Origin of the sequence: Clostridium sp. AF15-41, assembly GCF_003604095.1 — a bacterium.
In the GTDB taxonomy this organism is placed as follows: Bacteria; Bacillota; Clostridia; order Lachnospirales; family Lachnospiraceae; genus Coprococcus.
On the sequence record NZ_QTMQ01000001.1, the window covers coordinates 230,823 to 249,887 of the forward strand.

Annotated in this window: 18 protein-coding genes; 3 read left to right on the forward strand and 15 right to left on the reverse strand. The window is 40.2% G+C overall.

Features of this window, described 5'->3' with window-relative positions; all coding sequences use genetic code 11:
* Positions 1–17: 17 nt before the first annotated feature.
* The 5 genes from DWW43_RS01060 to DWW43_RS01080 form a co-directional block, all read right to left on the reverse strand.
* Entirely contained in the window at positions 18–845 is an 828-nt protein-coding gene (locus tag DWW43_RS01060) for a zeta toxin family protein (protein ID WP_119962487.1), read from the reverse strand.
* Between the two features lie 104 nt (positions 846–949).
* Positions 950–3,127: an alpha-galactosidase gene (locus tag DWW43_RS01065; RefSeq protein WP_119962488.1), complete on the reverse strand. Its 2,178-nt coding sequence runs from the start codon at positions 3,125–3,127 to the stop codon at positions 950–952.
* 15 nt (positions 3,128–3,142) lie between these two features.
* A complete protein-coding gene (locus DWW43_RS01070) occupies positions 3,143–4,027 on the reverse strand; it encodes a carbohydrate ABC transporter permease (RefSeq protein WP_207665978.1) in 885 nt (294 codons plus the stop codon).
* On the reverse strand, positions 4,024–4,881 hold the full coding sequence (locus tag DWW43_RS01075) for a sugar ABC transporter permease (protein ID WP_347475225.1): 858 nt from the start codon (positions 4,879–4,881) through the stop codon (positions 4,024–4,026). Before DWW43_RS01075 ends, DWW43_RS01070 begins: the two co-directional genes overlap by 4 nt.
* 53 nt (positions 4,882–4,934) lie before the next feature.
* Positions 4,935–6,218: an extracellular solute-binding protein gene (locus DWW43_RS01080; protein ID WP_119962489.1), complete on the reverse strand. Its 1,284-nt coding sequence runs from the start codon at positions 6,216–6,218 to the stop codon at positions 4,935–4,937.
* Between the two features lie 212 nt (positions 6,219–6,430).
* Between DWW43_RS01080 and DWW43_RS01085 the strand changes: the two genes are divergently transcribed.
* Positions 6,431–7,273, forward strand: a complete 843-nt coding sequence (locus tag DWW43_RS01085) for an AraC family transcriptional regulator (protein WP_021943318.1) — start codon at positions 6,431–6,433, stop codon at positions 7,271–7,273.
* A gap of 164 nt (positions 7,274–7,437) precedes the next feature.
* Here the strand turns inward: DWW43_RS01085 and DWW43_RS01090 are convergent, their stop codons facing one another.
* From DWW43_RS01090 to DWW43_RS01110, 5 genes are all read right to left on the reverse strand, one after another.
* Positions 7,438–8,859, reverse strand: coding sequence for a M56 family metallopeptidase (locus tag DWW43_RS01090; RefSeq protein WP_021943317.1), 1,422 nt, complete (start codon positions 8,857–8,859; stop codon positions 7,438–7,440).
* Positions 8,852–9,217: a BlaI/MecI/CopY family transcriptional regulator gene (locus DWW43_RS01095; RefSeq protein WP_119962490.1), complete on the reverse strand. Its 366-nt coding sequence runs from the start codon at positions 9,215–9,217 to the stop codon at positions 8,852–8,854. Before DWW43_RS01095 ends, DWW43_RS01090 begins: the two co-directional genes overlap by 8 nt.
* A gap of 178 nt (positions 9,218–9,395) precedes the next feature.
* Complete coding sequence (locus DWW43_RS01100) at positions 9,396–10,907, reverse strand: DUF975 family protein (protein WP_119962491.1); 1,512 nt, start codon at positions 10,905–10,907, stop codon at positions 9,396–9,398.
* A gap of 26 nt (positions 10,908–10,933) precedes the next feature.
* Positions 10,934–11,104: a chorismate--pyruvate lyase gene (locus DWW43_RS01105; RefSeq protein WP_119962492.1), complete on the reverse strand. Its 171-nt coding sequence runs from the start codon at positions 11,102–11,104 to the stop codon at positions 10,934–10,936.
* 266 nt (positions 11,105–11,370) lie between these two features.
* Entirely contained in the window at positions 11,371–11,625 is a 255-nt protein-coding gene (locus tag DWW43_RS01110; protein ID WP_118674788.1) for a heavy metal-associated domain-containing protein, read from the reverse strand.
* 450 nt (positions 11,626–12,075) lie between these two features.
* Between DWW43_RS01110 and DWW43_RS01115 the strand changes: the two genes are divergently transcribed.
* Positions 12,076–12,882 (forward strand): LytTR family DNA-binding domain-containing protein, encoded by an 807-nt coding sequence (locus tag DWW43_RS01115; protein ID WP_119962493.1) that lies wholly within the window; start codon positions 12,076–12,078, stop codon positions 12,880–12,882.
* Here DWW43_RS01115 and mutY read toward each other — a convergent pair.
* The 5 genes from mutY to metF all read right to left on the reverse strand — a co-directional run bounded on the left by mutY (position 12,865) and on the right by metF (position 17,447).
* Positions 12,865–13,917, reverse strand: coding sequence for an A/G-specific adenine glycosylase (gene mutY, locus DWW43_RS01120; RefSeq protein ID WP_243013925.1), 1,053 nt, complete (start codon positions 13,915–13,917; stop codon positions 12,865–12,867). The two genes, DWW43_RS01115 and mutY, sit on opposite strands and share 18 nt — an antisense overlap.
* A gap of 113 nt (positions 13,918–14,030) precedes the next feature.
* Complete coding sequence (locus DWW43_RS01125; protein WP_008399828.1) at positions 14,031–14,270, reverse strand: hypothetical protein; 240 nt, start codon at positions 14,268–14,270, stop codon at positions 14,031–14,033.
* A 6-nt stretch (positions 14,271–14,276) separates the two neighbouring features.
* Positions 14,277–14,903, reverse strand: a complete 627-nt coding sequence (locus DWW43_RS01130) for a metallophosphoesterase (protein WP_008399829.1) — start codon at positions 14,901–14,903, stop codon at positions 14,277–14,279.
* 73 nt (positions 14,904–14,976) lie between these two features.
* Entirely contained in the window at positions 14,977–15,951 is a 975-nt protein-coding gene (gene bsh, locus DWW43_RS01135) for a choloylglycine hydrolase (RefSeq protein WP_008399830.1), read from the reverse strand.
* 626 nt (positions 15,952–16,577) lie between these two features.
* The gene (metF, locus tag DWW43_RS01140; RefSeq protein WP_119962494.1) at positions 16,578–17,447 is read right to left on the reverse strand and encodes a methylenetetrahydrofolate reductase [NAD(P)H]; all 870 of its coding nucleotides are present in this window, start codon (positions 17,445–17,447) and stop codon (positions 16,578–16,580) included.
* Between the two features lie 229 nt (positions 17,448–17,676).
* On the opposite strand from metF, the gene DWW43_RS01145 reads away from it, so the two are divergent.
* Positions 17,677–18,999, forward strand: coding sequence for a sodium-dependent transporter (locus DWW43_RS01145; RefSeq protein WP_119962495.1), 1,323 nt, complete (start codon positions 17,677–17,679; stop codon positions 18,997–18,999).
* Positions 19,000–19,065: the final 66 nt, after the last annotated feature.

Genomic DNA, 19,065 nt, shown 5'->3' on the forward strand with positions numbered 1-19,065 from the left:
AACCTCCTGTTCACTTACTATTCCGTATAAATCCTGCCATGCATATCCTGAATGATATCTGCCCGATCCAGTCCATCATCAATCTTTTTCTGCTCAATTCTTAATACTCTGGCTACAAAGGGACTGTCAATAGCAGTGTCACGATTCCTCTTTTTTCGGTTTTCAAGTGTTTCTTCCGGCGTACTGATCAATACAACAGATACATCTACCCCCTGCAGGTATGCACTGTTTCCATGTGTCCATTCAAGGATTAGAATATCTGTATCTGATACATCCCTGCGATCATACCAGATATCATCTGGGGTTCTTCCCATATGACGTAGCAGCAGTTGTGAGGTTCCTCCATGAAACTGCATGAGAAGATTCGACACAGCTTCATAATCCAGTTCCTGATCCGTACCCAGATAGTCTGTAAGAGCCTTGTCTCCATACTTCTGATATATGGATAACCACTGCATGTCCTCCTGTTCTTCTGCATCTCTTCCGGCTTTTTGAAGCTCTAATAATTTTTCTTTTACTTCATCTGTATATAGCCTTTCAGTTATAAGTCCATTTAACCCGAACATACGAAATCTCGCAATTCGTTCTGCATCATTATACATGGGAATCCGATGCGGATAATTGTCCCCGCTTATAATAAGTGATTTCTTTCCCTGTTTTTCAAACATATTTTGAAGTAAGAAAGCCATTCCGGTCTTACCAACACCAGAACCTCCGGATACCGATATGACTGTTTTTTTCTCTTTTCTTTCTTCTGTTTTTTTCCGGATCAACGGAAATAATAGTTCCGCGTTTTTGATCTGTTCCTGTGCCAGATCCGATACTGTAATTTCTTTCGTATCCATCTGTCCGTCACCTCATTTCTGATCATCTTACATATCTTTTACTCTATTGTTTTTGTCAAACTCCCCGATCTCTGCAAACAGAAACCGGGGAGTCTTATTTATTCTTATTCTACTGCATCAAGCAGGATCTGATAGCTTGGATAATTACCGGATGCTACCGTAAACGGCATACCGAGCTCCATCAAAGCAGCTCCTGAATAAACAGTACCTGTTTTCTTATCCCGATAGGAACGTTCCGGCGCAAGCCCTCTCAATCGAATATAAAATACAGGATGATTACCATGTGTATTTAATAAAACAGCACCTACAACTGCATGTTTTTTTTCTTCATCGACAGACATCCATGCTCCATATTCCGCTTCAAACGGATTACTTAATCTGTAATAATCCCCTTTTAAAATAACCGGTGCTGCTTCATGATAGGTTTTGATCTGTTCACGGACTGCCGTCTTGTCTTCCTCAGATAATTTTCCAAGATCCAGTTCATATCCGAATGCACCTGTCATGGCAACCACACCTCTGGTATTCATATCCGTCACTCTGCCGGTCTGATGATTCGGCACCGCAGATACATGGGCTCCCATCGTTGATAAAGGATAAGCAAACGATGTACCATACTGGATACGGATACGATCAACTGCATCTGTATTATCACTGCACCATATCTGCGGTGTATAATACATCATACCCATATCAAACCTTCCGCCACCGCCGGAGCAGCCTTCCCATAACATATCCGGAAATGCCTGCGTCAGGCGTTCCAGCAGGTCATATACACCAAGCATATAGTCATACATTACATTTCCCTGCCATACCATACTGTCGGAATATATATCACATAAGCTTCGATTCATATCCCATTTCACATAATTGATATCGCCCTGCCTGAGGACAGCTGCAATCTGTTCATAGATATGATCCACCACCTCCGGATTTGCAAAATCAAGTACAAGCTGATTTCTGCCATGTACCGGATGTTTACCGGGAACCTGAATTGCCCACTCCGGATGTTTTCTATAAAGATCACTGTTTTCTGAAACCATCTCCGGTTCTATCCAGATACCAAACTGAACACCTTTGTCATGAACCCGTTTTGTCAGCTCCGTAAGAGAACAGCCCAGCTTATCTTCATTTACAATCCAGTCACCAAGGGATGAATTATCATCATCTCTTGTGCCAAACCAGCCATCATCCATGACCAGGAGCTCCACACCGAGTGCTGCAGCCTGCTCCGCAAGATTAACGATCGCTTCACCATTAAAATCAAAATAACAGGCTTCCCAGCTATTTACAAGAACCGGACGGATCTGATCTTTATATTTTCCGCGACAGATATGCTCTCTCACCAAATGATGCATCTGATTGGATAGCTGTTCCATTCCATACGCTGAATATGACAGAACTGCTTCCGGGGCGTAAAATGTCTGCTCCGGCTTTAGTTGATAGGAAAAGAAATCCTCCTGAAGACCCATAACCAGACGGATCTGGTCATACTGATCTAATTCTACGCTTCCCTCAAAGCTTCCACTGTACACCAGTGATACACCATAACAGGCTCCGGCGGTCTCTGTTGTGCCGTGTTCCGCAAGGATCATATATGGATTATACTGATGTCCGGACGTACCACGATTACTTCCGATCACCTGTCTGCCATGTGTTACCGGGGTCCGCTGCATATTCCGTTCCATTGCATGCCGTCCATAAAATGTCAGTACATCATAATCTCCATACAAAAGATCAAGACATGCGCTGGAAAGCTTCTCCAGATAGATTTCATTTCTTCCGACATTTGTAACTTTTACACTTCTGGTTATTACATCACAGTCAGATAACACGCCATATAATAATGTCACTTCTACACCGACTCTTTCATCCTTCAGATATATGCACAGAGTCTGTGCAGCTTCAGAATGTGCTGCCGGAAGTCCCGGGAGATCATATTTACCATCCTGAATCTGATATCCTGTATAGCGGAGATCAAGTGCCATACAGCCATTTGCTTCACGGATCTTTCCTGCCGTTGTTCTGTAATCACCGGTTCCAAGAACAGGGAATTCCTGAGGAAGTGCATCTAGGGAATAAGTACGATCGTTTCCAAGATCATATGGGTTTCCTGAAAAACCTCGATCATAGTAAGTCAGTATATAATCCATTTCCGAATCCAAGCGTTTTCCGTAATACAGATGAAGCAAATAATCATGTGTATCGGCCATCATCTGGTAAGTGGTATGTTCCGTATGGAGAGAAAATATTCTTTTCTCTTTATTATATATAATAGCCATAAATTAAGTCTCCTTTTATTTTACTGCTCCGTTTGCCACACCTGATATGATCTGTTTCTGACAAATAATATAGAAGATCAGAATCGGAAGTAACGCTAACAGATAAGATGCAAAGGCCAGATTGTAATTTGTTCCAAACTGAGTCTGGAAATTCAACTGCGCAAGCGGAAGTGTATTCTGATCACCGGACATAATTACAAGCGGTGTCATAACGTCATTCCATGTACCAAGGGCTGTAAGGATCGCAACCGTTGCATGCATTGGTTTCATATTCGGGAAGATGATCTTCCAGTAAGTCGTCCATGTGGTGGCTCCGTCAACACAAGCTGCCTCTTCCAGTTCAAGCGGAAGATTATTCAGATATCCTGCATATAACATTGTGTTCATCGGAAGATAAAATACTGTATAAAGTAATACCACACCAATCATATTTGCCAGTCCCATTTTTGCTGTCTGTTTTACAAGCGGCATCATCAAAATAGCGAATGGTACAAACATACCACTGACAAGATAAAGATAAATTCCATTATAGATCCGATTCTTTTTCTTGCTTCGTCCAAGTACATAACCGATCAGGGAATGTATTACGATCGATAATGCAATAGTTGCCAGTGTGATAAATAAACTGTTACCGAGAGAATGCCAGAAATCTGTTACCTCCATAGCTTCCTTAAAATTACTCAGACTCCAGTGCTGTGGAAGAGATAAGATTCCATGGATATCATTTGTCATCTCAGACGGCTGCTTAAATGCGATCATAACCGTCATATATAATGGGAACAGGATGGTTACAAGACCAAGGATCAACAGAATCGTAACCCCGATATTATGTCGTTCTTTTCCTGTCTTAATCCCCTTTTCTTTATATTCTTTTCTGATCTGTCTCTGCGATTTTTTCATAACTGTTCCTCCTTCTTACCCAGGAAACGCATCTGTAACACAGATATCACTACGATTACAATAAAGAACACGACTGCATTTGCACTCTGGAATCCAAACTGTCCGCCACTCATACCATTGTTGTAGATCAGGTAGGAAATGGATTCTGTACTCTGCGCAGGACCACCCTTTGTCAATGACATGATCTGGTCAAATACCATCAGGAAGTTCTTCATACAAAGGACTACATTAATTGTAAAAAACGGAAGGATCAGCGGGAATGTCAGATAACGGAATTTTGCAAATCCGGTTGCACCATCTAAAGATCCTGCTTCGTATACATCTTCCGGAACTGTCTGAAGACCGGATATATAAATGATCGTATTCATCGCGATCGACTGCCATGCACATACTACTGCGATCGCAAGCCAGGCCGTTTTAGAACTTGCCAGCATACTGTTTCCCTCAAAACCGAGCATGATTGCAATCTGTGGCAGAATATAAGTAAAGAAATAGTTAAAAATATAACCAACAACCAGACCGCCTAAGATATTTGGCAGGAAATACAGTCCACGAAGACCGCTCTTAAAACGAATCTTGCTGTTTAATGCCATCGCAAGGATCATGCTGACAACATTTACGATGATCGTTGTTACTATAGCCAGCTTAAATGTAAACAGATAGGATGAACCAACTCTGGCATCATGAAAAAGATCAATATAGTTTCGAAAACCAACCCACTCATAGCTGCCATACCCACGGAAATTGGTAAAGCTGTAAATCGCACCCTGAATCAAAGGCAATGTGTTGAATGTAAAGAACAATGCTACGATAGGAATTGTGATCAACATAAATGTTCTGGATTTCCCGGACATTTTCTTTTTCTTTTTAGCAAACTTCATATCTTCTGTCTTTTTTGTATCCATTTCTATTCCTCCTCTCCGGAATGCTCCTGCTCATATTTGCGAACCTTTGTGATCAGGTCACGATTGTACCGTTTCCATTCCGTATCAAATTTCTTCAAAAACGCTTCTGTATCTCCATCTAACAGATAAGTCTGAATCAATGCATCTACTGCCATCTCAGATGGATAAAAATGATCCTGATAATCAGTCACGATTCCGTTGTCCAGATATTCCCGCATACCGTCTAACATAGATGCAAGCTTGAAATCACCTTTCTTACAAGGTACTGCGTTCTGATTGTCTATATAGTCCTGTATATTTTCATCCTCTAACAGGAAACGGAGGACTTCATAGGCTGCTTCCTTATTCGGACAGTCTTCCATCACGCAGAACTGAAGATCTACACCGGATGTCAGAACCATGTCATCCTTATTGTTAGAAGCCGGGAATACAAATGAATCAATATTGATATCCGGATTTACTGACTGGATCTGTGGTACAGCATAGCTTCCGATCATATACATTGCTGACTCACCTTTTGCAAATGCTGTACAAGCATCATTATAAGAATATGCAACCGGATTGGCTTCTCCATACTGAAGCAGAGTTTTCATTTCTTCCGCAACCTGAACATACTGATCGGAAAATGTCGTTTCTCCCTTATTAACATCCTTACATACAGTCGAAGATGTCAATGAAGCTACTGCACTGTTCCATGGAGAAAGACAGGTCCATGTATCCTTGTAGCCCATATAAAACGGAAGAATTCCTTCTGCTTCAATCTCATCGCATAATGCAAGAAGCTCATCCCATGTTTCCGGGATCGTCCAGCCATGCTCCTCAAACATATCCCGGTTGTACAGGATACCGGCAGCATTTGCCACATATGGAACACTGTATGTTCCTTCTGTTGGAATAAATTTCAGATTCTCACAGATTGTCAGATAATTTTCCTTTATATCTGCCAGTCCATCAAAATCAGAAATATCCATCAACATATCGGCATCAATAAAATTCGAATAATTGATGTCACCGCCAATACCAATGATATCCGGATTATCTTCACGAACAAATCTGGTCTTCAACACCGTCATTGCATCGTTCGGAGAACTGATCTTTAATTCAATATCATCATGACTGGCATTAAACCGTTCCTCAACTTCTTCAAAATAAGAGGTTGCTTCCGGCTTGTACTGTACCAGTTCGATCACTGTTTTTCCGTCTTTATTATTCTTGCCACACCCCGCCAGTAAGCAGAAACCAGTCATCATTGTAAGTACAAATAATAGTTTTTTCCCTTTTAGCATAAATACATTTCTCCCTTCTTTTATAATATGCTTTTTTAAGTTGTTTTCATTCTAACATATCATAATGCTTGTTAAAATATCGTAATAACGCCAGTTTTATACCAAAATGCATTATTTTCATCTCACTATTGCATTTATCTAGCATTTTGGTATATAGTAAAAAACAGTAGAGTTTATATTGTGTATTTGTTCTAATTTTGGGAGGTTTTTTTATGCATGAATACCTTTTTTCTATATTTCCAAATGAGAAATTTATAGATCTTGGACTATACCAGTACGGATGGGAACGCTGTGCACCGGCCCATCAGTTCGGTCCGGCTGCCAGAACCCACTATCTGTTTCATTATGTCATCTCCGGAACCGGACTTTTAATGGCACAGGACAAAAAGGGAGAGACAAGAAATTATTCGATCAAAAGCGGACAGGGTTTTCTTCTGTATCCGGGACAGATCAGCACCTATATCGCAGATGAGACAAACCCATGGGAATATACCTGGCTGGAATTTGATGGACTACGGGTAAAAGAAGCACTGGACATTGCCGGTTTTTCAAAAGACCAGCCCATCTATCATGCTACCTCAAAGGAATACCGGGAAATCATGATGAACGAAATGCTCTATATTGCCAATCACCCAAACGAACCGCCATTTCACCTGATCGGTCATTCCTACCTTTTTCTGGATGCACTCACCCGTTCCACCGCCTCTACCCAGATGATAAAAACCGGTAAAATGAGCGATTACTATATAAAAGAAGCAATCAACTTCGTAGAGCAGAATTTTCCTTATGACATCTCTATCGAAGATATAGCTGCCTGTTGCGGCATCAACCGCAGCTATCTGGGAAAGATATTTCATGATTCCATTGGCAAAACGCCACAGGAATTCCTAATAAACTATCGGATGTCCAAAGCAACAGAGCTGCTGAAAATGACTAAATTATCAATTGCAGACATAGGAAATGCAGTCGGCTATCCAAACCAACTGCATTTCTCAAGAGCTTTTAAAAATATATATGGTGTCTCCCCCAAAAACTGGCGGGACCAGAATCACTAATATAAAAAATCCCCTCTTAAACTTCCTGGTTGCTTTCTTCTGGCAGCTTTTACTACGGTCCATTTCTCCGACTGATCTTCCGCATGCTTTTTCTGAAATAATAAACGCTGGATTTACTTAACTATATTGTCAAGTAAATCCAGCGTTTATTTTATATCACTTTATTATTTAAATATAGTATAAACTGTTTTCTTTCCCCCCTTTTCTATATTCAACTCCAAATCCTTATATAATCCAGTTCCACCAATAACATATGACCAATATATTTTTCTATCATTATATAAATATATGCCACCAATACTATTATCTTCATCTTCTAGATTTTTTTCAAAATGAAACATATTAGTTACAATCACTGCATTATCATATTGCCTAATTTTGTTTTTTCCCATATCATATACATATTGATTTTTTCCCGATAAAATATATAATTTTCTTCCATTCTGCTCTGCATACACCTGTATAGCATTTTCTCCTTGTATCTGTGAAACCAATCCCATCTCTGAAAAAGTTATATATCTATATATATTAGAATTTTGAATATCATATATATATATTCCATGGTAATCATAAAACTCTACATAGTTATCATCTGCATATATAAATTTAGGCAAATCACTTCCTATTATATTCTCTCCTATCTGCTGCATCTCTTCTTTATAATTTTCCAACTGATAAAAACATGCCCCAGTTACCAATATAGCACAGCAACAAACCAATATTAAAATAGTAATTTTCTTAGATTTTTTTTTGTTAATTCCTATATCTTTCACCCTCTTTTTTATAGCTTTTTTTGAAAAACCAAGTATATATTTAAATGAATCTCTTTCATAGGTTCCACTATAAAATTGAATCAGTGAATAGGCATACTTTTTTCTTTCATTCAATGTTGCATTTCTCAATGCTTGTTCATCACATGCACATTCTATATCTTGAAGCATCACAATATACACTATCCACGCCAAAGGATTATACCAATTTAACATCAATGCTATATAATATAAAAAAACAACCAAATAATCTCGCCGTTGAATATGTGTCTGCTCATGACATATTATTACTTTTTTTATGTCATCAGGTAAATTGTTTGGCAGATAAATACATGGTTTCAGTAAGCCTATTACACATGCTCCTGTAGAGTCTTTCCATTCTCTGACATTGTTATAATTTTCTAATAATCTAGCCCCTCTTCCTTTTTTATAAACCAATATACACTGTATTATGTAATAAAATCCCATGATTCCTATTCCTATGTACCATATACATTCACTTTTTCTTACATAACGATCATTACTATTTTTATTGCTTAATTCATTATTTTCCTGATCTACATTTAAATTATCTGTAGTAGATTTGATGTCTATTGTTCTGCTCTCATGATTTACTACTTCATAAACTGGATCACTCACTCCCCAGTCAGTTTCTAAAGATACTGGAAAAAGCAATCTAAATAATAAAATTATCCAAATGAAACAAATTTGTACATTAGATTTTTTACGAAACAACCATCTTATTAACAAAAATATCACTATGATAATTGTTGTTGAAAGAAACGAGCCAACATAAAATCGAAAAATATCAGTCATCCAAATTCTCCTTATATTCAGCAATTATGTGTTCTAATTCATCTATATCTTCTTTACTAAGTTTTTTTTCATGTGCAAAAGCAACAAAAAAATCCGGCAATGAATTTTTAAAATATTTTTTTATCACTTTTCTTTTTTCTTGATTTTCATATTCTTTTTTTGAAACTAATATTTGAAGTACTGTAGAATCGTTTTTAATCATACCTTTTTTTTCTAGCTTTTTTAACATCGTATAAGTTGTTGATTTTTTCCATGCAAACTTAGTCATACATATATTAACTAACTCCATAGATGTTAAATTTTGTTTTTCCCAGATTACTACCATCAATCTATACTCCATTTCCGTTAATGTTTCCATTATCTTCCTCCAGTCTATATTATATAGACTAGTCTACATCGCATAGACCGTCATGTCAATTATAAAACAAAAAAACATCTATCCTTTTCCATGATAATTCTTTAGCTATTAATTATTATGTAATATTACTATAGCTAAACAACTATTTATAATAAAAAAGATACATGTTTTTTCCTTACTAATTATAAGTTCCACCTACGCCGGATCCGGCATTGAAGCCAAATAACGCACAGCAAATCAGGTCGATGATAAAGGCTGTGCTTAAGACAGCGCAGATCAGGATCTGTGTTTTCCGGCTCTTCTTATGCATAAAGCGGCCGAGCTTCGGCGCCGCGATATAGACACCGAACAGACTTCCGATGCCAAATGCAAGTAAGCCGACCAGACAGATCCTTCCATTTAAATTCAGGAAGAATTTCTTATAATTCCAGTAGTGGGAATTAAAGAAGAAATCCAGGATCCAGCTTGCGATATATTCGAGCACGCCACAGATACCCATAGACATCAAGAATAATTTCAATTTATCTGCCTTAAACCGGTCTAACAGGAAGATAATAACGACACCTCCGACACCATAGATCGGAAGCCACGGTCCATACATTGTTCCACGGTTTACGAGCTCATGATCTCTGACGATGTGGAGCATAACCTCCCACACCCAGCCGACAAAACAGAATGAGAAGAAGAAAAAGATGAAATCCGTCAGCCGGTATTCACTCTTGACTTTGATTCCCTTTGGTACTTCTACTGCTGCATCCTGCAAGAGATATACCGGCACAGCAGTTTCTATACCTTTACAGTATGGTGCTCCGTCAAATGCCCGCTCAACAAATGCTTCACTGTCAATTCTCTTTCTAAGATGAAAATACATCTCCACGTCGATCTCTACATCAAACGGTACTGCTACTAACAGACCGGCAATCGGAACAAGCTTTAACAGCATAACAGGAATACATGACAGATCTGTTACGAACATCTTCCATTTGTATCCATTTGTCATTTCTTTGGATAAAGCTTTTGCCTCTTTCCAGCCAAGTGTCTGATTCTCTGCGACCAGATACGGGATCATCCGGTACTGATAGAATTTGTATATACCACCGACGATCGTAAGATTCCATAAGAACAGAACCACCTTATATACGAACATCGTCCAGATCAATCTCAATAAATATTTAAAATGAAATGGTGCAAACATACGGTTGATCGATACTTTATCACTGTACCGGCACTCCATCGCATACCGATTCTTTCCAACGATGGCTGCACTCTGAATAAAGAAATGCACGATCATCATAATAAATGCGGATAACAGAAGTGCAATGATCACTTCTCCGGTATTACGTTCCAGATAGGCGGCATTTGCGCCTAACAGCTTAATGATCCATGTCTGACTCTTGGAAGCAACATCGATCAGTCCAATCACAAAATCCGAATGTATAAACGGAACATCCTTTACAATCGGTGTATTTACAGCATAGTCTTTTAAGATTTCCACGTTGCTTGCTACATGCGAAGTATCCAGTCCGATTACCTTGTCAATCCCATTTACAAATGTCGACTGTGCAAATTCATCGACACCTAAAAACGCAAAGATGAAGCAGACTGCAACCAGTGCAAGCCACGCCATCGTTCCACGCTTAAACACCGTGTTCCACGCGCCTTTTCTCAGTTCTTTTCGATTCCAGTTCATGTTCTTATACTCTCCTCCGGCTCTGCTTACTGTATAATCTCATACTGTAAAAGCTCGTAGTGCAGCTTCGTTCCCTCTGCGATTCCATCCGGAAGCAAGGCTCTTGCAACCAGCTTATCTTCTTCGGAACCATCCAGGTTCTGCAGATGCGCATATTCCCCATCAATCTGTTTTACAATATAATCACATACTAACATTTCCATATCTCCTATCAAAAGCGTTAGCCTGATTATACTATCTCTTTCGACAAAATTCTATCTTTATATGCAATTTGAAATTTACAAAAAAACTTCGCAATCAAAATAAACTGCCTATACGCATACATTTAATCATTAGACAAATATATCCACCCGGAAAAGAATTATGTGTATCGAATAGAAAATGCATTGATATTTTCAGAGTGGATATATCTGTCTAATGTTATACTGCTTATAAACAGTTTATTTTGATTGCGATATTTTTGCTACTTGCCAAAATGGAATAAGCCCTTTTTCTCATATGGCTCACTGGTTGCGGAAAGCATCTCATAACCGATATCCTTGATCGCCTTCTTTGCAGTCTCAGTATCGATATTGTCCTCGCTGATGATCACCGTTTCCCCGCTCTTGGCAGAAGAAGTTACCTTTTTTACCTTGAAATTCTTACGGATCACATCATTCATGTGGGCTTCGCACATACCACACATCATTCCATCAATTTTTAAAGTTGTCTTTATCATCTCAATTCCTTCTTTCGTATTTATTATGTCGCATTTAATATATACCCCACAGGGGTATATGTCAATTCTGTTTCTATTATATTGAGAATTAATTATCACTTAATCGTATATTACTTCACAAATCACTTTTTGAAAAATCATGCTGTATAAAAAGGAAAAACCGGCAGTCCCTAATCTGCCGGTCATCACCGATATCCCCACATCGGTCTCACGCTCTTTTCTTTATACTAAATTCCCAAATGCACTGATCTATTATCGATCATAGTCAAATTATATCACCCTGCACCACTTTTTGTACACTAACCAAACGGATAGTATTTGCCATTTATTTCATTTATTTTTATCTTTTTTACCTCTTCTTATCGAATCAAACATACACGCACTGTCCAATTTGCGGGTTGTATTTTTATATAGTTCTGATTAAAATATAAAAAAAGAAAGGAGCTTCCCATGACAATTCAGGATTTTGTTTCTCTTTCCGGTGAGGTATTGACACAATATTATGACAACAACATTACACCATTTCTCGATGCATGCCATGAAGATGTTCTGTGGATCGGTCCTGCCGAAAAACAGGTGATCCGCACAAAAAAAGCGTTGGTTAACACATTTCTGTCTGAACAGCACGAATTAAAATTTGTTCTTCATGATCTGGTTATTACCCCTCTTGCTACGACCAGCAACCGGGTAGTTGAGATCATTATGTTCTTTATGGTTGATACGATATGGCCTGATAACAGCATGAATCGGGTTAATCAGAGGATTCATCTGTCCTGGATCATGAACAACGGAGTTCCTCAGATTCGGCTCTGCCATATCTCAAATGCTATCTCTTACGATGAACGAGATACAATCTATCCGGTGCATTACGATTCCAAATTCCGCGGAATGCCGCTTGCCGGCGTATCCCGCTCGGAACGTTTGTCGTTTAAGGGTACAGATAAATCTCTGCTTTTTCTGAATCGGAATCAGATCCTGTACATAGAATCCCATGGCAGACACTCCAATATCCATACAACCTCCAATTCCTACGAGATTACAGAAAGTCTGCTTTCTCTGGAAAAACGCTTCCCGGATTATTTCCTGCGTTGCCACCAGAGTTATTTGATCAATCCTGATTTCGCATCATCAATTGAACGTTTTAAACTTACAATGTCCGATGGCTTTGTAATCCCAATCCCGGAAAAGAAATATACTCAGGTAAAACGTCTGCTTCTGGATTTTATTAACGCCCGGTCATCAGACACCGGAATTTAAAAGATCTTTAAACGGTGCAAATGCTGACGGAATCGCAATCTCCTGCTTCAGCTCTTCTAATGTAACCCAACGAAGATCTTTCGCCTGCTGTTCCATACATTCCATATAAAAGGCTTTCATATGCCATTCTACATGGGAAAAAATATGTGTATATGTTGTCTCCATCCAGATTTCTTTTGGGTGGAGATTTTTTGACGTTACATACGAAAGGATCTCCTGTGTGCTGTAGCTTCCAGGAAGATTCGGGAATTCCCACAATCCATGTAACAACCCTTTCTCTGTCCGCTTCCGTATCGCAACCTTATCTTCATACCGAAGCATCAGCACCGCTTTTTCTTCCACTTTCCGTTTCTTCTTTGCTTCACGAACCGGATACTGCTGCCAGGAATCATGCTTATGAGCTTTACACAATTCCTGTAGTGGACACACCTCACATTTTGGCGCACCATTTGGCAGACAGATTGTTGCTCCAACCTCCATCAGACTCTGTGTCAGCATATCGCAATGTCCATACCGGTACACCTGCAGAAGTTCCTCCCGGATTTTCTTCTTTACTGCCTGCTTGTCGATATTTGACGGATCTTCCATCACTCTGGTATATACCCGGAGGACATTTCCGTCCACTGCAGGAGTGGGCAGATCAAAGCAGATCGAGCCGATCGCTCCCGCCGTATATTCTCCGATTCCCGGCAGACTCAGAATCTCATCGTATTCTGCAGGGAAGTTTCCCTGCCATTCTATCACCACTTCTCCTGCTGCCTTTTTCAGATTTCTTGCACGATTATAATATCCAAGTCCTTCCCAAAGTTTCATCAGGCGGTCATCATCTACCTCTGCCAGCGCCTCGATCGTCGGAAGCTCCTGCAAAAACGTTCTGTAATATTCTTTTACTGCTTCCACTCTCGTCTGCTGCAGCATGATCTCCGACAACCATACATGATACGGTTCTTTATCTTTTCTCCATGGAAGATCTCTGGCATGCTCCGGATACCATGCGATCAGATTGTCCGCGATCTGCTTATATACATTCTGCATAAACTCATTCCATCCTGTTGCGTTTTTGTATTTTATCTCTATCAATGACCGGAGCGGCAGCTTTTCATTTTTTTGCCGTTCCGGTCATTTTGATAAGAATAATAATTATATACTTAAAATCTTCTTCCGCCCATACCACACATAGGTTTTTCTTCTGTTTCCGGTGTTTCTACTACATAATTTGTGCGAAATGCAGCATTTACTTCTGCAATTTCTTTCTTGCCATCAATGTAATCTCTGAAATATTCCATCAAATTCATACCGGAATTCTCACAGCCTTCTTCTTCCTCCCACTGTTTTACAAGTGCAATTCGTTCTGATTTTGTTGTGTCTTTAATTAATGTACTTTTCATCTGAAATTACCTTCCTTTTTTCTTTTTTTCCGGAATCTCAATCCCTCTTGCTTCTAACAGTTCCTTCAATGACTGTGGCTCATAATTCATATAAGGCTGCATACAACCGACATTGATCGCCAGGAAATCCTGGTCTTCCTCATGAAGATCCTTGCGTTCATTCAGCCGCTTTATGCAGTCCTGAAAAAACACATCCTCCGGGGATCGGTGTGTATGCCCATACAACAGAATATTCCCTCTATGCTGACCATTCCAGAACAGGATCGGATAATGACAAAGCACCAGCTTATATGCATTTCCTCGAATGTTGTCTGTAATCTCTTTGTAATTACAAACCTCCTCAAATAACTGCCGGAGCCTGTAATCTGACAGATCATCATGGTTCCCATGCACAAGGATCTTATGCCCTTTTAACTGCGCAACCAATGCGATCAATTCTTCACTTTTTCCCCGCTTACTGATGTCGCCAAGGATATAGACCGTATCTCCGTTTGTCACCTTCCGGTTCCATCTGGCAAGCATATCGGCATGCATTTCTTCCAGTGTCTTATATTCTCTTTCGTCATATCCGCTTCCGCTGCCTGCGAGCTGGCTGGCACAGCAGAAATGCAGATCACTGATATAATAATTCATTCTGTGTTTTCACCTCGCAATGCCTCTATAACATTTTTTCTCCCACTATTTTACATTCTGCCAAATAGGTGTGTCAATTCATCCAGTGGATCTGTTCTCCCTGAACCAGTGGATACCTAAAAAGCTCGGAACCATCCAGATCACAATGGTGCATATCCACACCTGTGATCTGGTGGTTTTCGTATGTTGTATAATAATAGATTCCTTTATCTGCATTACAGCAGGAGGTGTAGAGCGTGATCTCATACTTGCCATCTGTCACTTCACAGCATCCACGTTGCTGATCAACCGATCCAAGAATATGGAAGAACTGGCTGATACTCTCCGCCTCGCTGTCACCGGATTTCGAATTCATTTTTGTAAATGCGACCTTTGCAAATCGTGACGCTGACGACAGATCTCCCGGCAAACCAAGTGCACCCATGCCCCTGCTGTAAGACTGTAACTGCAGCTGCTCTGCGAAAGTATTTTCCGGCTGTTTCGGAGATAAGCCCTGATAATTATTCAATAAAAACATCTGTGTCTCAAATGGTGGATTGTTCGTGAGAACTCCGACCGGATTCTCATGTATATGCATTCCATCCGCCATACACTCAACTGTGATCGCAGCATTTCGATCTGCTATGATCCAGTGTAACTGTGCCGATGGAAGCTGTTCGCTGAAAGGTGTTCCGACCAGATTCATCCGGTCAAGCAATGCCCGTACCTCGTCCAGATCCGCACACTGTCCAAGTATCCACGGGATAAATTCAAACTGCGCAACATTATCCCTACCAGCTTCTACTGCCTGATAAACTGCATTTCCAACAAAATTAAGTCCCGCCATACCGACACCCTTTTCATTGATCGCATCATAATAAAGCGGATATTCACCTGCCACATGCGCCATGCCAATGATCGCATAATGAGAATCCCTCTTTCCCATATGACGAAACTCAAACGGGAACTTTCTCGGTGTCACCGTAATCTCATCCCCGTAAGAAAATTCATAATCTAATGTTCTGCCAAAATAAAAATCCTTCGTTTTATACGTCGCTGCTGTACACATCTATAATCATCATCCTTTCCTGTTTTCTCAATTTTACAATCTTGCACTCACCAGGTTCAAAATTATATTCTTATTATTTTCATATACTACACATGTTACTATTAGTATTCGCATAAAACAATTATATATTTATAAACAATGTAAAAATGGCATTCCAATGAATAATTTGTCTGATGCCAATATTCATTTATTATAACATGGCATCAGCGAGGATTTCGTTATGACATGCACATTGCCAGTAAATGTGGGTGCTTGTTTGAGCCCAAAGGGCGAGTTTGCACAGGAGCATTTACGAATCAGGCATGTGCATGGAATAGAAACCACAGCGAGCCATTTATAATAGATGAATACTGGCATGGGGCAAATATCATTGGAATGCCATCATTCACTATTCTTCCATGTATTCAATATAATCTGTTTCATCCGCAAAAAGCTGGTATCTTCCATCTACATATCCCATATAACCTTCCGTTACAAAATATCCTTTTATCATAATGCCGACCTCCTGTACATTTGTTCTGTCCTATAAAGTTCCGATTTTCTTTGAATTTCCTGTATTTTTTATACAGTCAACCCGTTTATGGCTTTATATTACAGTTTTATATGCACAAAAAATCGTACATCTTTTAAACCAGCAAAATATCAGACAGATTTGCCTGAATTCCTGCTGCCACCTCCGGCTTGTTCATGGAATATACATGAATGTGCTTTACGCCATTTGCCAGAAGATCTATGATCTGATCAGTCGCATAAGCGATACCTGCCTGCTTCATTGCATCTTCGGTATCTCCAAACCGGTCAACAATATTCTTGAAACGTTCCGGCACGTTGCAGCCGGATAATTTAACGGCATTTTTCACCTGAACCCGCTTCGTGATCGGCATGATCCCCGGAATCACCGGCACAGCAATCCCTGCTTCTCTGATACGATACATGAAATTAAAGAAAATATTGTTATCAAAAAACATCTGTGTAGTCAGATATTCACATCCCGCTTCCACTTTCTTTTTCAGGTTTGCAATATCATCCTGCTTGTTTGCAGAATCCGGATGAACCTCCGGATAACAAGCTCCGCCCACACAGAAGTCTCCGCTCTCTTTTATTAATTTTACCAGCTCCGATGCGTGAGCAAAATCAGTAAATACCTGTCCATCATAATTCTTTGGAATATCCCCACGAAGTGCCAGGATATTTTCAATCCCTGCATTTTTCATTTCAGAAAGTGCTGTCCGGATGCTGTCTTTATTTGCGCATACACAGGTCAGATGCGCAATCGTCGGAACTCCGTATTTTTCTTGAATCTCATTTGCAAGCTTGATCGTATGTCCTTTTGTGCTGCCACCCGCTCCATATGTAACACTCATATAACTCGGCCGCAATGCCGCAATTCCAAGTGCCGCAGCTTCCACACTTGCAAAATCTGTATCCTTCTTCGGCGGAAAAACCTCAAATGACAATGTTGCTTTCTCCTGCCCTATAATATCTCTTATCTTCATGTATTTCCTCCTGTCATTTCATCTCTTTTGTATATCTGCAGTTGGGATAATTCGCGCATCCCAGAGAATTTTCTCATCCTTTTTCATTATATAAATTCTACGGTAATATGACAATATCAACATTCGTTTCTGCCGCATTGCGAAAACTTTCGAAAAGTTTGCTGGCGTAATCCCACATTTTCCTGTATAGTATATGGGTATGTAATTTGTTTGGAGGAGTTATCAAAAGATGAAAAAACGTGAATCATTCAACAACAAATGGGGATTTGTCCTCGCCTGTATCGGCTCAGCGGTCGGCATGGGTAATATCTGGATGTTTCCAACCAGAGTATCCCTCTATGGCGGAGGCTCTTATCTGATCCCTTACTTCATATTCGTTATCCTGATCGGATTCACCGGTGTGATCGGCGAAATGAGTTTCGGACGTGCTACCAAATCCGGTCCGGTCGACGCTTTCGGCTATGCCTGTGGAACAAAGGGCAAACGAAAGCTTGGCGAAATTCTTGGATTTATACCGGTACTCGGCGCGCTTGCCATGGCGATCGGCTATACTGTCGTAATGGGCTGGATCTTAAAATACATGATCGGTGCATTTACTGGTTCAACACTTGCACCGGAAAATGTAGAATCCTTTGGTGCCGCATTTGGCTCAACCGCTTCTGCATTCGGCAATAACCTATGGCAGATCATTGCACTCGCTGTCGGCATTATCATTCTGATGTTTGGTATCGGAAACGGAATCGAAAAGGCAAATAAGATCCTGATGCCTCTGTTCTTTATCCTGTTTATCATTCTTGCGATCTATACCGCCTGCCAGCCGGGTGCTACTGAAGGATATAAATATATCTTCCGGATCGAGCCAAAGGTTCTCGCCGATCCAAAGACATGGATCTACGCACTTGGTCAGGCATTTTTCTCCCTGTCTGTTGCAGGAAACGGAACACTGATCTATGGCTCTTATCTGCCGGACGAAGAAAATATACCTGAAGCTGCCGGACAGGTTGCTTTATTTGATACGATTGCTGCGTTACTTGCCGCCCTCGTTATCATTCCGGTTATGGCAACGACCGGTGCGCAGTTAGACCAGGGTGGTCCCGGACTTATGTTCATCTATCTGCCTGCCCTGTTCAAATCTATGCCGGGCGGACATATCATCGCCATGATCTTCTTCGTTGCAGTATTCTTTGCGGGCTTGTCCTCATTGATCAATCTGTACGAAGCTCCGATCGCAACGATTCAAGAAAAGCTCGGATTAAATCGTAAGTTATCCTGTGGCGTGATCGCAGGAATCGGCGTGATCGTATCCATCTGTATTCAAGGAATCGTATCCAGCTGGATGGATGTTCTGTCCATCTATATCTGCCCGCTTGGTGCAGGACTTGCCGGAATCATGTTCTTCTGGGTATGCGGTAAGAAATATGTAGAGGAGCAGGTAAACCTTGGACGTGAAAAGAAGTTCACCGACAAATTCCTGCCAATCTGCAAATATATCTATTGCCCTATCTGCATTCTGGTTTTAATACTTGGAATCGCATTAGGCGGAATCGGCTAAAACAGGGATAATGCGAGATTCAGATACTTCTATTTATAACAATACCCCTATTGAATAACACACTAC

Bases quoted from the DNA above. Each gene is read 5' to 3' on its own strand.
- DWW43_RS01060 (WP_119962487.1), bottom strand. From the start codon at position 845: ATGGATACGAAAGAAATTACAGTATCGGATCTGGCACAGGAACAGATC.
- DWW43_RS01065 (WP_119962488.1), bottom strand. From the start codon at position 3,127: ATGGCTATTATATATAATAAAGAGAAAAGAATATTTTCTCTCCATACG.
- DWW43_RS01070 (WP_207665978.1), bottom strand. From the start codon at position 4,027: ATGAAAAAATCGCAGAGACAGATCAGAAAAGAATATAAAGAAAAGGGG.
- DWW43_RS01075 (WP_347475225.1), bottom strand. From the start codon at position 4,881: ATGTCCGGGAAATCCAGAACATTTATGTTGATCACAATTCCTATCGTA.
- DWW43_RS01080 (WP_119962489.1), bottom strand. From the start codon at position 6,218: ATGCTAAAAGGGAAAAAACTATTATTTGTACTTACAATGATGACTGGT.
- DWW43_RS01085 (WP_021943318.1), top strand. From the start codon at position 6,431: ATGCATGAATACCTTTTTTCTATATTTCCAAATGAGAAATTTATAGAT.
- DWW43_RS01090 (WP_021943317.1), bottom strand. From the start codon at position 8,859: ATGACTGATATTTTTCGATTTTATGTTGGCTCGTTTCTTTCAACAACA.
- DWW43_RS01095 (WP_119962490.1), bottom strand. From the start codon at position 9,217: ATGGAAACATTAACGGAAATGGAGTATAGATTGATGGTAGTAATCTGG.
- DWW43_RS01100 (WP_119962491.1), bottom strand. From the start codon at position 10,907: ATGAACTGGAATCGAAAAGAACTGAGAAAAGGCGCGTGGAACACGGTG.
- DWW43_RS01105 (WP_119962492.1), bottom strand. From the start codon at position 11,104: ATGTTAGTATGTGATTATATTGTAAAACAGATTGATGGGGAATATGCG.
- DWW43_RS01110 (WP_118674788.1), bottom strand. From the start codon at position 11,625: ATGATAAAGACAACTTTAAAAATTGATGGAATGATGTGTGGTATGTGC.
- DWW43_RS01115 (WP_119962493.1), top strand. From the start codon at position 12,076: ATGACAATTCAGGATTTTGTTTCTCTTTCCGGTGAGGTATTGACACAA.
- mutY (WP_243013925.1), bottom strand. From the start codon at position 13,917: ATGCAGAATGTATATAAGCAGATCGCGGACAATCTGATCGCATGGTAT.
- DWW43_RS01125 (WP_008399828.1), bottom strand. From the start codon at position 14,270: ATGAAAAGTACATTAATTAAAGACACAACAAAATCAGAACGAATTGCA.
- DWW43_RS01130 (WP_008399829.1), bottom strand. From the start codon at position 14,903: ATGAATTATTATATCAGTGATCTGCATTTCTGCTGTGCCAGCCAGCTC.
- bsh (WP_008399830.1), bottom strand. From the start codon at position 15,951: ATGTGTACAGCAGCGACGTATAAAACGAAGGATTTTTATTTTGGCAGA.
- metF (WP_119962494.1), bottom strand. From the start codon at position 17,447: ATGAAGATAAGAGATATTATAGGGCAGGAGAAAGCAACATTGTCATTT.
- DWW43_RS01145 (WP_119962495.1), top strand. From the start codon at position 17,677: ATGAAAAAACGTGAATCATTCAACAACAAATGGGGATTTGTCCTCGCC.